Source organism: Chloroflexota bacterium, assembly GCA_016235055.1.
GTDB lineage: Bacteria > Chloroflexota > Anaerolineae > JACRMK01 > JACRMK01 > JACRMK01.
In genome coordinates this window covers 76,908-88,726 of sequence record JACRMK010000056.1, presented here as the reverse complement: position 1 = coordinate 88,726, position 11,819 = coordinate 76,908, and the positions used below count along the sequence as shown (strand labels likewise).

The following is an 11,819-nucleotide window of genomic DNA, read 5'->3' as shown; positions in this document are numbered from 1 at the left end:
CGTAGGGCCAGGTCTTTGACCTGGCCAACTGGACGGGTCAAAGACCCGTCCCTACAACGACACGCCCATTTCCATGCGCGAGTGTGCGTCCCTGGCGCATCACCAACTTTCGCCGGAATGACGACCTGGAAATTCCGCGCCAAGTTTCTGCCGCATCGCATACCGCACGCGGTATGGACCATCTCCGAATGACAGTGGATTAGGACATGCTCAATGCAAAACATATTACGCGGCCATGCGCTCGCTCCTCAGTGTGTTATAATCACAAGGTAGTATGCAGAAAAGGCGTGTCCACTATGTTTGAGTCATTTGACTTACAATCATTCCTGCGCGGATTGGCGGTGATCATCATCGCTATTGACATCCACGAGTTCAGCCATGCGTTCGTTGCGACCTGGCTGGGCGACGACCTGCCGCATTACCAGGGGCGCTTGACGCTCAACCCGCTGGCGCACCTCGACCCGCTCGGCACATTGCTGATCGTCATGAGCTCGCTGAGCGGTTTCGGTTTCGGCTGGGGGCGGCCAGTGCAAGTCAATCCGGCCCGCCTGCGTTATGGCCCGGCCGTTGGCATGGGCATTGTGGCGGCGGCTGGGCCGGTGTCCAATATGGTGCTGGCGGTGCTTGGCGCAATTGCTTACCAGGTCGTGGCCGCACTCGGCGCCATGAATGCGTCGTGGTTCAGCCTGTTCGTGACGTTCATTGCGATCAATGTTGGACTTGCGTTGTTCAACTTGATCCCGCTCTTTCCGCTGGACGGCTTCCGCATTGTATTGGCGATCTTGCGGCTGGCACGCGGGCGCGCGGCGTTTGATCTGGCCTACCGCATGGAATCAACCGCCGCTTACGGTCCGATGCTATTCATGCTATTCCTGATGGCCGACCAGACAATGCATCTGAATATCGTGGGTACCATCATTGGAATTCCATCGCAGTTTTTGTTGCGACTATTTCTGGGGCGTCTGTGAGCACGGCCATTCATCGAATCCGCCAGTTCTGGCGCGCGTCGCGCGCGCGCGTCGATGCGCGCGAGCTGAACGCGCTGGCCGAGTATCTGACGGCTCCGCAACGCGATCTGTTCAAGCGCATGGCGACCGGCGACCAGCGGCACAGCCTGGACATGTTCTACGTGCTGCGCGAGCAGGGCGAAACGGACGAGACGCTGCTGCAGGCTGCGCTGCTGCATGACGTCGGCAAGGCGCAGGCCGAGATCCGGCTGTGGCAGCGTGTCACCTTCGTCTTGCTCGGACGGCTGCCGGGGCGGCTGCGGGCGCGCCTGTGCGCCAGCCCGCGCCGGGACTGGCGCTATCCGTTTTTTGTACTGGCGTTCCACACGGACCTTGGCGCCGAACTGGCGGCGCGTGCCGGCTGCACGGATGATGTCGTCGCGCTGATCCGGCATCACCAGGTGCCGGACGGGCCGCACATACCGCCGCCGGCAGAGCGCCGCCTGCGCGCGCTGCATGCCGTAGACGAAGATTGAAAATTTGAATTAGAGGAATCAGCTACTATGGCCAAGCCACGCATTACGATTGTCGGCACCGGGCTGGTTGGGGCTTCGCTCGGGCTGGCGCTGCGCGCCGCGCGACCGGAGCTGGAAATCGTCGGGCATGATTCGAACAGCGACGCGGTGAAGCAGGCGCTGAAGCTCGGCGCGATTGAGAAGTCCGAGTGGAACCTGATCAGCGCATGCGAGAGCGCCGATGTGCTGGTCATCGCCACGCCCGTGGCGGCGGTGAAGGAGATCTTGACGGTGGTGGGCCCGTACCTGCAGAAGACGCAGGTCGTGACCGATACGTCGGGCGCCAAGGCCGAGGTGATGGCCTGGGCCAAAGACCTGCTCCCGGCGCACGTGCCGTTTGTGGGCGGCGACCCGATTGTGGGGCCGCTGGACGACAAGTCGACGCCAAGCGCGAAGCTGTTCCAGGGCGCGACGTACTGCCTGACGCCGTCGCCCGATGCGCCCAACGAGGCCGTGCGGCTGGTGGTCGGCCTGGTCGAACTGCTTGGCGCCACGCCTTACTTCGTCGATCCGCACGAGCATGATGGCTACGCCGGCGCGGCCGACCAGTTGCCCGCCATGTTGTCGCTGGCGCTGTTGCGTATGGTCGCCACCAAGGGCGCCCCGATCAAAGTCAAGGCTGACATGCATCGCATGATCGGTCCGACATTCCGGCGCGCCACGAGCTTTTCGTCGACCGACTTGCGCACCTATCGCGATCTGTGCCTGACGAACAAGGAAGCGATCAGCCGCTGGATTGGCGTATTGCAGGAGGAGTTGACGGCCATCGACGCGCTGGTGCAGGAGGGCGACCCCAAGAAGATCGAGGAGATGATCGGCGACGGCTATGTGACGCGCAGCGTCGTCTCCAAGCCGTATGTGGACAACGACCAGGCCTCTCAATCGGACGCCGTCCGCCAATCCGGTTCGTTCTCCTTCCAGGAGATGTTCCTGGGCCGCCGCTTGAGCGACAAGACAAAGCAGGCCGGTAAGAAGTAGCTTTGACACACTCCAACCGGAGGCTGCGTGTACAGCATTTCCGCCGTGATGCCGGCATACAATGAAGAAGCGAATATCCGACCCCAGGTCGTCGACGTAGTCCGGGTGGTTGGCGCCCTCACGACGGATTACGAGGTCATCGTCGTCAACGACGGCAGTCGCGACCGCACCGGCGAAATTGGCCGGCAACTGCAGGCCGAATACCCGCAGGTGCGTTTGCTGGAGCACCCGAAGAATCTGGGGTACGGCGCGGCCCTGTATACCGGTTTCTACGCGGCCACCAAGGACGTGGTCTTCCTGACCGATTCCGACCGCCAGTTCGACCTGACCGACCTGCACCGCTTGGTACCGTTGATCGGGCAGGGCGACCTGGTCGCCGGATTCCGCGCGCCGCGGCGCGATCCGTTCATGCGCGTGCTGAACGGCGTCGGTTGGAGCGCGCTGGTGACGCTGCTGTTCGGCTATATGTGCCGCGACATCGACTGCGCGTTCAAGCTGTTCAAGCGGGATATCCTGCAGCATATCAACCTGGCGTCGCGCGGCGCGACGTTCAGCGCCGAATTCCTGATCCGGGCCAAGCGCGCCGGCTATACGATCGTCGAAGCGCCGGTCACCCACCGGCCGCGGCAGGCCGGCAGCCAGACCGGCGCGCGGCCCGACGTGATCGTGCGCGCTTTCCGGGAGCTGGCTCGGCTGCGCTGGCAGCTATGGTTCAAGGAGACGCATTGACGGGGCGCAGTCTGAATGTGCTGATGGTGGCGCCGACGTCGTTCTTTTCGTCGTATGGCGGCCACATCCGCATCGCCGAGGAAGCCGATGCGCTGAAGCTGCTGGGGCACCGCGTCAAGGTCGTGACCTACCATACCGGTGGGGCCTGGAACGGCCTGCCGATCGAGCGGACGCTGCGCGTGCCCTGGCGCAGCGACGCGGAGGTTGGCTCGTCTCGCCACAAAGTCGCGTTTGACGCCCTGCTGGGCATCAAGCTCATGCAGGTGGCGCTGAGCGAACGGCCCGACATCATCCACGCGCACATGCACGAGGGCGCGCTGGTCAGTTTGCCGGTGCACGGCCTGCTGCGGATTCCGCTGGTCTTCGATTTCCAGGGCAGCCTGACGAGCGAGATGGTCGATCATCGCTTCCTCAATCCCCGGGGCGTTCTGTATGGCCCGGCGCGGCGGCTGGAGACCATGATCAACAATGCGCCCAACGCATTGATTGCGTCGTCGCAGCGCGCCGTGCGGCTATTGCGGGAAGCGTATGGCTGCCGCGCGAAGTCGATCACGGTCGTGCCGGATGGCGTCAACCCCGATTTCTTTAGTCCGGGGGTGATCAGCGCCGACGAGCGCGCGGCGCTCAAGGCGCGTCTGGGCATCCCGGCGCATCATAAGGTGGTGGTGTACCTGGGACTGCTGGCACCGTACCAGGGCACGGAGTTGCTGCTGCAGACGGCCGCAGAAATCACCCGCACGCGTTGCGACGTGCACTTCCTGATCATGGGCTACCCCGGCGTCGATGTCTATCGTGCGCGAGCACAGCAGCTTGGCGTCGATAGGTTCTGCACATTCACGGGCAAGATCAACTACCTCGATGCGCCGCGCCACCTTGCGCTGGGTGATGTGGCGGTGGCGCCCAAGCTCTCGGCCACCGAGGGACTCGGCAAGGTATTGAACTATATGTCCATGGCGCTGCCGACCGTGGCATTCGATACCGAAGTGGCGCGCGAATATCTGGACGCGTGGGGCGTGTATGCCGAGCCGGGCGACGTAATGCAACTGGCGCGGACGCTGTCGGCGCTGCTCGACGACGGGCCGCGCTGCATCGCGCTGGGCGCGGCCTTGCGCGAGCGGGTGGCCTCACATTTCACGTGGCAACAGGCGGGCCAACGAATTGTTGACGTGTATGCTCAATGCCTTGCATGATTTCGCCGGCCTTTTCGGCTATCGCGATCTGATACGCAACTTTGTGGCGCGCGACCTGAAGGTGCGCTACAAGAACTCGGCGCTCGGCATCGTCTGGTCGATGCTGAACCCGCTGGGCATGATGGTCGTGTTCACGGTGGTATTCACCATCCTGATCCCCAACAACGCCATCGACCGCTTTCCGCTCTTCGTCATGTGCGGCATCCTGCCGTGGAACTGGTTCTCGGGTTCGGTGATGGCGTCGACGTACAGCGTTCTCAACGGCGCGTCGCTCGTTAAGAAAGTCTACTTCCCCCGCGAGGTGCTGCCGATTTCGGTGGTGCTGTCCAACCTGGTGCACTTCCTGCTGGCGCTTGTCGTGCTGCTGGGCTTGATGCTCTACTTCGGCACGCCGCCCACCTGGTGGCTGCTATACCTGCCGCTCGTCATACTCATCCAGTTTGTCTTCATCCTCGGCCTGGCGTTCCTGCTGTCGGCGGTCAACGTCTACTACCGCGATACCGCCATGGTCATGGACGTGCTGATGCTGGCGTGGTTCTTCCTGACGCCCGTCGTCTACTCGACCGACTTCATTCCGGTGACCAAGGAGATGTTTGGCTACGACGTGCCCGTACAGCGCCTGGCGTACATCCTGAACCCGATGGCGTCGTTGGTGGCGTCCTATCGCGTCATCATCTACAATGGGGCGTCTCCCGATATGGCGTTCCTGGCCCGGACGATCGTTACGGCGCTGGGCTGCCTGCTGATCGGCTACGGGATCTTCCGGCGCTTGAGCCGCAATTTCGGCGAGGTATTATGAGCATGCATCCGATTCGCAATTATCTGGACGCTTTGAAGTCGGTGCTTGACCGCCTCGATGCCGAGCGCATCGGCGAGTTGATCGCGCTGCTGATGTCGGCGCGCGAGTATGGCAACCGCATCTTCTTCTGCGGCAACGGCGGCAGCGGTTCGACGGCGGCGCACTTCGCGACCGACCTGGGCAAGGGCACGGCTGAAGCGGGCAAACCGACGTTCAAGGTGATCCCGCTGACCGAGCACCAGTGCATGTTCTCCGCGTATGCGAATGACATGGGGTATGAGAGCGTCTTTGTGGAACCGCTGCGCGCGCTGGTCGAGCGCGGGGACATCGTGATCGGGCTGAGCGGTAGCGGCAATTCACGCAACGTGCTCGAGGCGATGAAGGCGGCGCGGGAGGCCGGCGCCGTGAGCATTGGCTTCAGTGGCTTCGACGGCGGACGCTTGAAGGACGCCGTCGATCTCAACATCCATGCACCGGTGCGGCGCATGGACCAGGCCGAGGACGCACACCATGTCGTGATGCATTTGGTGTGCGACTGCATCCGCACCGCCGAAGCGGGTCAGTACCGTTTGCCGGACTGGCTACTGGCCGAGGACTGGGGATTGCGCGTGCGCCGTACGTAAACCGCACGCAGCGCGCCGGGATAGAAGCACGCCCGCGACCGATTCGGTCGCGGGCGTGTGTGTTATCATACTGTTTCAAATTGAAAATGTCCTCATGTCGCATGAGCACACGGCACACCGCCAAATTCTGCCCTCCCCCCAGCCCCCTCCCAGCGAAGCTGGGAGGGGGAGCAAGTCTCCGGGGAGGTGCGCGGCGGCGTAGCCGCCGCGCACCTCCCCGTTAGTTTTTCCCCTTCTCCCCCGCGCGCGGGGGAGAAGGGGCCAGGGGATGAGGGGGCGGCACTTGCACTTGCACTATCTCTATGAGGACATGGCCTAGTTGAAATAGTATTACAGGTTGGTACGGAAGAAGTCCATGGCGCGCGTCCAGGTGTCTTCGGCGGCCGCTTTGTCGTAGACTGCCGGCCGGTCGCTGTTGAAGAAGGCGTGACCGGCGCCCGGATAGATGTGCACATCCATGCGTTTGCCGAGCGCCTGCAGTTGCGACTGGAGCGCGAGCGCGCTGGCGGGCGTGACGCCGCTATCGCGCTCGCCGTAGAAGCCGAGCACTGGCGCTTTCAGCGCGGCGAGGTCGGGCTTGACGTTCGGGTGTCCGCCATAGTAGATGATGCACGCTCCGACCGTGTCAGGGTTCGTGCTGGCGGCGTACAGCGACAGCGCGCCGCCCATGCAGAAGCCGACGACACCTACCTTTTTGCCGGCGGTAGCCGGGTGCGCCAACAGGTAGTCTACCGCGCCGCGCAGGTCCTTCTCGGCCTGCAGGATGTTCAGCGCCATCATCAGTTTACCGGCGTCGCCGGGCTCCGATGTCGCCTTGCCGTGGTAAAGGTCGGGTGCCAGCGCTACAAAGCCGGCCTGCGCGTAGCGGTCGGCCACGTCCTTGATGTGCGGCACCAGTCCCCACCATTCCTGAATGACGATAACGGCCGGGCCGTGTCCGGCCGGCGGCAACGCCAGGTACCCGTCGGCGCTTGCGCCGTTGCTCTTGAATGATACGATCTCTCCCACTGATTCCTCCCCGTGAAGTGAAATTAGCCCGTCACAGGATTGCCCTCAGGCGGGCGATCCCTTCCAGCAGCCGCGCGGGCTCCAGCACGGCAGATAGCATGAGCCGGCAAGCATCCTCGGCGTCATAGAAGTAGCCGGGATGCGCGAAGATGCCGCTGTCCAACATACGCATGACCAGCGCTTCTTCGTCAGCGCAATTGCGCACGCGTGGGAACAGATACGCGCCCGCCGGTGGCGGCGCGACTTCAATGCCAGGCATTTTGGACAAGGCGCCGAGGGCCACGTCAAGCGCGCCGCGGATGCGCCGGCGCATTGCCGCCACAAACGGCGCGCCGGCCTCGAAGAGCGACGGCAGCATGGACTGCGTCAGCGAGTTAGCGCTTAGCAGCGTGTCGTTGAGCAGTTCCAGTTGATCCAGGTAGTCCGCAGCGTACGGTCCGCTGATTGCGATCCAGCCGAGCTTGAGATCGGGCAATGCGAACATCTTCGAGATGCCGTTGAGATGAAAGACGGTGGTCTCCGGCATGAGCGCGCCGAGCGGCGGCACGCTGGCCAGAGTATATGGAAACTCACAAAAGACCTCGTCGGCCACGATCGGCAGATCGGCGGCCCGCCCGCGCAAGGTCAAGGCGGCATCGACCGTATGACCCGTCGGATTGTGCGGCGAGATCAGCAGGATGGCACGCGTACGATCGTCGGCCTGCACCGTGATTCCATCGCTATCGAGCGCCCAGCGCCCGGCGCCATCCGGCGCAATGTGGTACGGCTTGAGCTGCACGCCGCGCATGGCGGCCAGATGCGCGAACAGCGGGTAGCTCGGCAACGGCGACAGCACGGCATCGCCCGGCGCGGCCAGCAGGGTGAACAGCAGCGCATACGCTTCGCTGGTGCTGGCGGTCACAAAGATCTGCTCCGGGGAGACGGCCAGGGCCGGCGTGCGCCGCGCGTAGTACGCCGCGATCGCTTCGCGGGCCGTGCGCAGGCCCTTGGGGTGCGGCGCATAACGGCGGGCGCTCCAGTAAGGCTCGGCGAGAATGCGCAGCAGGTCGGGCGGGAACAACAAGCCGTGCTCGGTCGGATTGGTTGCGCTCAGGTCGATATAGTCGGCGCGCTGGGCGGCTATGCGGCGGCGTTGCTCCAGCGGCGAAGGCGTCAGGTCCAGATCGTCCGCGAGCATGCAGGGAGTTTAGCGGCAAACACGGCGCGACGCAATTGGCATGGCCCGGCGCGCGGCTGGCGATTTGGCGCGCGCGCCGGGCTGAGCCTATACTCATCCGGTGAATATGCTCCTGCGTTTACTCGCCACGCTGCGGCCCCACGGGAGGCCGGTAGCGCTGGCGTACGCCTGCGTGCTGGGCGCCACGGCGCTCAACCTGGTCGTGCCTCAGTTGATCCGGCAGGTGATCGACCAGGGATTGTCCCAGCGCGATTCCAATGTGCTGGTCGTCTCCGGCGGGCTGATCCTGGCGGTGGCGGCGCTGCGCGGCCTGTTCGGCTTCGGGCGGATGTATCTGACGGAGTGGATCGCCAACCGGACCGGGTACGACCTGCGCGGTCAACTGTACGAGCGGTACCAGCGACTGGCGTTCGCCTTTCATGACAAGGCGCACACGGGCGACCTGATGGCGCGCGCAACCAGCGATATCGACGCCGTGACCCGCTTTACCGGCAATGGTCTGATAGACCTCGTGACCATCGTGCTGCTGTTTGCCGGCACCGTTGTGGCGATGTGCGCGGCCAGCGTACCGCTGACGCTTGTCACGATGTTGCCGATGCCCATCCTGATCTGGGTGACGTTCACGTTTGCGCGCCGGCAGCGCACGCTGTCCAAACGCGCCCAGGATCAGATGGGCCGCATGAGCACGGCACTGCAGGAGAACCTGACCGGCGTGCGCGTCGTCAAGGCGTTTGCGCGCGAGGCGCACGAAATCGAGCGGTTCCGGCACGAGAATTCGCTCTACCTGGGCGACCGGCTGGCGGTTGTGCGCTCGTGGGCGCGCACCTTCCCGTTCATGAATTTCGTAATTGCGGCATCGGTGGCGCTGCTACTCTGGTTCGGCGGGCTGATGGTCATCCGGGGCGAGATCAGCGTCGGCGAGCTGTTCGCATTCAACTCATACCTGGTCATGCTGGCGCTGCCGGTGCAGCGGCTGGGGTTCCTGGTGAACATCATGTCCAACGCGCAGGCGTCGGGCGAGCGCCTGTTCGAGATCCTGGATCTGCCGTCGCCGATCTTGGAGAAGCCGGCGGCGACTGCGCTGGGCGAGGTGGCCGGGCATGTGCGGTTCGAGAATGTGTCGTTTGCGTATGATCGCGACACCGTGCTCCACGATGTCTCGTTTGACGCGCGCCCGAACCAGGTTGTCGCGCTGATGGGGCCGACCGGCTCGGGCAAGAGCACCATCATCAGTCTGCTGCCACGGTTCTATGACGTGACCGGCGGTCGCATCATGGTCGACGGCCGCGATATCCGCGACGTGCCGCTGGCTTCGCTGCGCCGGCAGGTCGGCATCGTCCTGCAGGAGACGTTTCTGTTCTCGACCACGGTGCGTGAGAACATCGCCTACTTCAACCGTGATGCCGATCTGGAGCGCGTGGTCGCGGCCGCGCGCGCCGCGCGTGCGCACGACTTTATCATGGAACTGCCGGACGGCTATGAAACGCGCGTCGGCGAGCGCGGCATCACGCTGTCGGGCGGCCAGCGCCAGCGTATTGCGATTGCGCGCGCGCTGCTGATGGATCCGCGCATCCTGGTGCTCGATGATTCGCTGTCGGCCGTGGATACCGAGACGGAATACCAGATCCAGCAGGCGCTGGCCACGCTGATGTGTGGGCGCACGACGTTTGTAGTCGCGCAGCGGCTGGTGACGCTGAAACACGCCGATCAGATCATCGTCCTCGACCATGGACGGGTTGTGCAGCGCGGGACGCACGCGGAACTGGTGGCGGCGCCCGGACTGTACCGGCGCATCTACGATCTTCAACTAAGAGACCAGGAGGCCGCCGCCGCGGCGAACACGTTTGCCGCCGAAGGTGTGACGTTCCAGGTGGCGGAGTGATGAGCGCACCAACCAGACCCGCGCCGGGCGCGGCAAACAGCAAGTCACAGCGACTGTCGGACGAGGACGTGCTCGGCAAGGCCTACGACGCGCGCGTCATGCAGCGTCTGCTGGAACTGATGACGCCGTACCGGCGGACGATTGCGGTTGCGTTCGTCGTGATGCTCGTGCGCGCCGTGAGCGGGCTGGCGGGGCCGTACCTGATTCGCCTGGCCATTGACCAGGGGATAGCCAACCACGACCTGCCGTTCCTCGCCGCCATGGCAATCGCGTACACGGCGGCGGCGGCCGGCAATGCGGTGACCAACTTCGCGCAGATCTACATGATGTCCAAAGTCGGACAGACGCTGATCTACAGCCTGCGCAACCGGCTGTTTGCGCACCTGCAGGAACTGACGCTGTCGTTCTACGACCACTATGAGGTCGGGCGCATCATTTCGCGCGTGATCGGCGATGTGGGCGTCATGCAGGAGTTTGTCACCTGGGCGATTGTCGGGCTGTTCATGGACATCTTCACGCTGGTCGGCATCGTGTTTGCGATGCTGTCGCTTAACGTGCCGCTCTCGCTGCTGACGTTCACCGTGATCCCGCTCATGTTCATCGTGACGATGCTCTGGCGGGCTCGCGCACGCGAGGCGTACCGCCAGGTGCGCCGCCGGATCGCGGTCGTCAACGCCAATCTCAATGAGAGTATCGCCGGTGTGCGCGTGGTGCAGGCGTTCTCGCGCGAGCAGGTCAACGCTACTCACTTTGATCGCCTGAACCGCGACAATTTCGATGCCAACATGAGCGCGGCGCAGCTTTCCGCGCTGTTTTACCCGGCGATTGACTTCATCGGCTCACTGGCGACGGCACTGCTGGTCGGTTTTGGCGGGGCGGCTGTGCTGTCGGGTGAATTGACGCCCGGGGTGCTGGTGGCTATGGTGCTGTACGTGGACCGCTTCTTCGACCCGATCCGCGATATCACGCAGCGCTACAATACGCTTCAGGCCACGATGGCCAGCGGCGAGCGCATCATCGAGTTGCTCGACACGCAGCCGGCCATTTTGCAAGCGCCGGACGCCGTTGCGCTGCCCGCAATCGTCGGGCACGTGCGGATCGAGCACGTCTCGTTTGGGTATGGCGAAGCGGTCGACGTGCTGCACGACATCGATCTCGACGTGGCGCCGGGACAGACGGTGGCGTTTGTGGGCGAGACGGGCGCCGGCAAAAGCTCGCTGGTGGCGCTGCTCAGCCGGTTCTACGACGTGCGCCAGGGACGGATCACGATCGACGGGCACGACATCCGGCAGGTGACGCGCGAATCGCTGCGCCGGCAGATGGGGGTCGTGTTACAGGCGACGTTCCTGTTCAGCGGGACCATCGCCGACAACATCCGGTACGGACGGCTGGCCGCGAGCGACGCGGAGGTGCAAGAGGCGGCGCGTACGGTGGGCGCGCACGAATTCATCGCGGCGCTGCCCGGCGGCTACCGCACCCAGGTTGGCGAGGGCGGCGTTTCGCTGTCGATGGGGCAGCGCCAGCTTGTCTCATTTGCGCGCGCCCTACTGGCCGATCCGCGCATCCTGGTTCTGGACGAAGCGACATCGTCTATCGATACCCAATCGGAGCAGAACATCCAGCGGGCGCTGGAGCGCCTCTTGAAGGGCCGCACCGCATTTGTGATCGCGCACCGCCTGAGCACGATCACGCGCGCCGACCAGATCGTCGTCATCGGCGCAGGTCGCATCGTCGAGCGCGGCACGCATGTTGAACTGCTCGCGCGTAGGGGCGCGTACTTCGGGCTGTATACCATGAACTACCGACGCGAAGTGCGCGAGCGCGAAGTCGATGCGCAGGCTGCGAGGGGCGGCCGCAGACCGTGATTCGCTTGGAGTGGCTGCATAAGCGCGGTAATCGGTAAATGCGTCA

Annotated in this window: 11 protein-coding genes; 9 read left to right on the top strand and 2 right to left on the bottom strand. The window is 64.1% G+C overall.

Annotated features, from left to right (window positions below; translation table 11 throughout):
* Positions 1–296: 296 nt before the first annotated feature.
* The 7 genes from HZB53_14600 to HZB53_14570 are packed head-to-tail and all read left to right on the top strand — an operon-like array spanning position 297 to position 5,841.
* Positions 297–968, top strand: coding sequence for a site-2 protease family protein (locus HZB53_14600; GenBank protein MBI5878877.1), 672 nt, complete (start codon positions 297–299; stop codon positions 966–968).
* On the top strand, positions 965–1,483 hold the full coding sequence (locus tag HZB53_14595) for an HD domain-containing protein (GenBank protein ID MBI5878876.1): 519 nt from the start codon (positions 965–967) through the stop codon (positions 1,481–1,483). The genes HZB53_14600 and HZB53_14595 overlap by 4 nt, the downstream gene beginning before the upstream one ends.
* A gap of 27 nt (positions 1,484–1,510) precedes the next feature.
* The gene (locus tag HZB53_14590; protein MBI5878875.1) at positions 1,511–2,500 is read left to right on the top strand and encodes a prephenate dehydrogenase; all 990 of its coding nucleotides are present in this window, start codon (positions 1,511–1,513) and stop codon (positions 2,498–2,500) included.
* Between the two features lie 48 nt (positions 2,501–2,548).
* Complete coding sequence (locus tag HZB53_14585; GenBank protein MBI5878874.1) at positions 2,549–3,229, top strand: glycosyltransferase family 2 protein; 681 nt, start codon at positions 2,549–2,551, stop codon at positions 3,227–3,229.
* 23 nt (positions 3,230–3,252) lie between these two features.
* Positions 3,253–4,419, top strand: a complete 1,167-nt coding sequence (locus HZB53_14580; GenBank protein ID MBI5878873.1) for a glycosyltransferase family 4 protein — start codon at positions 3,253–3,255, stop codon at positions 4,417–4,419.
* The gene (locus HZB53_14575; protein ID MBI5878872.1) at positions 4,400–5,218 is read left to right on the top strand and encodes an ABC transporter permease; all 819 of its coding nucleotides are present in this window, start codon (positions 4,400–4,402) and stop codon (positions 5,216–5,218) included. The genes HZB53_14580 and HZB53_14575 overlap by 20 nt, the downstream gene beginning before the upstream one ends.
* Positions 5,215–5,841, top strand: a complete 627-nt coding sequence (locus HZB53_14570; protein ID MBI5878871.1) for an SIS domain-containing protein — start codon at positions 5,215–5,217, stop codon at positions 5,839–5,841. Before HZB53_14575 ends, HZB53_14570 begins: the two co-directional genes overlap by 4 nt.
* A 330-nt stretch (positions 5,842–6,171) precedes the next feature.
* Here the strand turns inward: HZB53_14570 and HZB53_14565 are convergent, their stop codons facing one another.
* Both HZB53_14565 and HZB53_14560 read right to left on the bottom strand, forming a co-directional pair.
* Positions 6,172–6,849, bottom strand: coding sequence for a dienelactone hydrolase family protein (locus HZB53_14565; GenBank protein ID MBI5878870.1), 678 nt, complete (start codon positions 6,847–6,849; stop codon positions 6,172–6,174).
* 31 nt (positions 6,850–6,880) lie between these two features.
* Positions 6,881–8,026, bottom strand: coding sequence for a pyridoxal phosphate-dependent aminotransferase (locus HZB53_14560; protein ID MBI5878869.1), 1,146 nt, complete (start codon positions 8,024–8,026; stop codon positions 6,881–6,883).
* A gap of 106 nt (positions 8,027–8,132) precedes the next feature.
* Between HZB53_14560 and HZB53_14555 the strand changes: the two genes are divergently transcribed.
* Both HZB53_14555 and HZB53_14550 read left to right on the top strand, forming a co-directional pair.
* Entirely contained in the window at positions 8,133–9,908 is a 1,776-nt protein-coding gene (locus HZB53_14555; GenBank protein MBI5878868.1) for an ABC transporter ATP-binding protein, read from the top strand.
* On the top strand, positions 9,908–11,773 hold the full coding sequence (locus HZB53_14550) for an ABC transporter ATP-binding protein (GenBank protein ID MBI5878867.1): 1,866 nt from the start codon (positions 9,908–9,910) through the stop codon (positions 11,771–11,773). The genes HZB53_14555 and HZB53_14550 overlap by 1 nt, the downstream gene beginning before the upstream one ends.
* The last annotated feature ends 46 nt before the right edge of the window (positions 11,774–11,819 follow it).

Bases quoted from the DNA above. Each gene is read 5' to 3' on its own strand.
- HZB53_14585 (MBI5878874.1), top strand. From the start codon at position 2,549: ATGCCGGCATACAATGAAGAAGCGAATATCCGACCCCAGGTCGTCGAC.
- HZB53_14550 (MBI5878867.1), top strand. From the start codon at position 9,908: ATGAGCGCACCAACCAGACCCGCGCCGGGCGCGGCAAACAGCAAGTCA.
- HZB53_14600 (MBI5878877.1), top strand. From the start codon at position 297: ATGTTTGAGTCATTTGACTTACAATCATTCCTGCGCGGATTGGCGGTG.
- HZB53_14555 (MBI5878868.1), top strand. From the start codon at position 8,133: ATGCTCCTGCGTTTACTCGCCACGCTGCGGCCCCACGGGAGGCCGGTA.
- HZB53_14575 (MBI5878872.1), top strand. From the start codon at position 4,400: ATGCTCAATGCCTTGCATGATTTCGCCGGCCTTTTCGGCTATCGCGAT.
- HZB53_14580 (MBI5878873.1), top strand. From the start codon at position 3,253: ATGGTGGCGCCGACGTCGTTCTTTTCGTCGTATGGCGGCCACATCCGC.
- HZB53_14590 (MBI5878875.1), top strand. From the start codon at position 1,511: ATGGCCAAGCCACGCATTACGATTGTCGGCACCGGGCTGGTTGGGGCT.
- HZB53_14560 (MBI5878869.1), bottom strand. From the start codon at position 8,026: ATGCTCGCGGACGATCTGGACCTGACGCCTTCGCCGCTGGAGCAACGC.
- HZB53_14570 (MBI5878871.1), top strand. From the start codon at position 5,215: ATGAGCATGCATCCGATTCGCAATTATCTGGACGCTTTGAAGTCGGTG.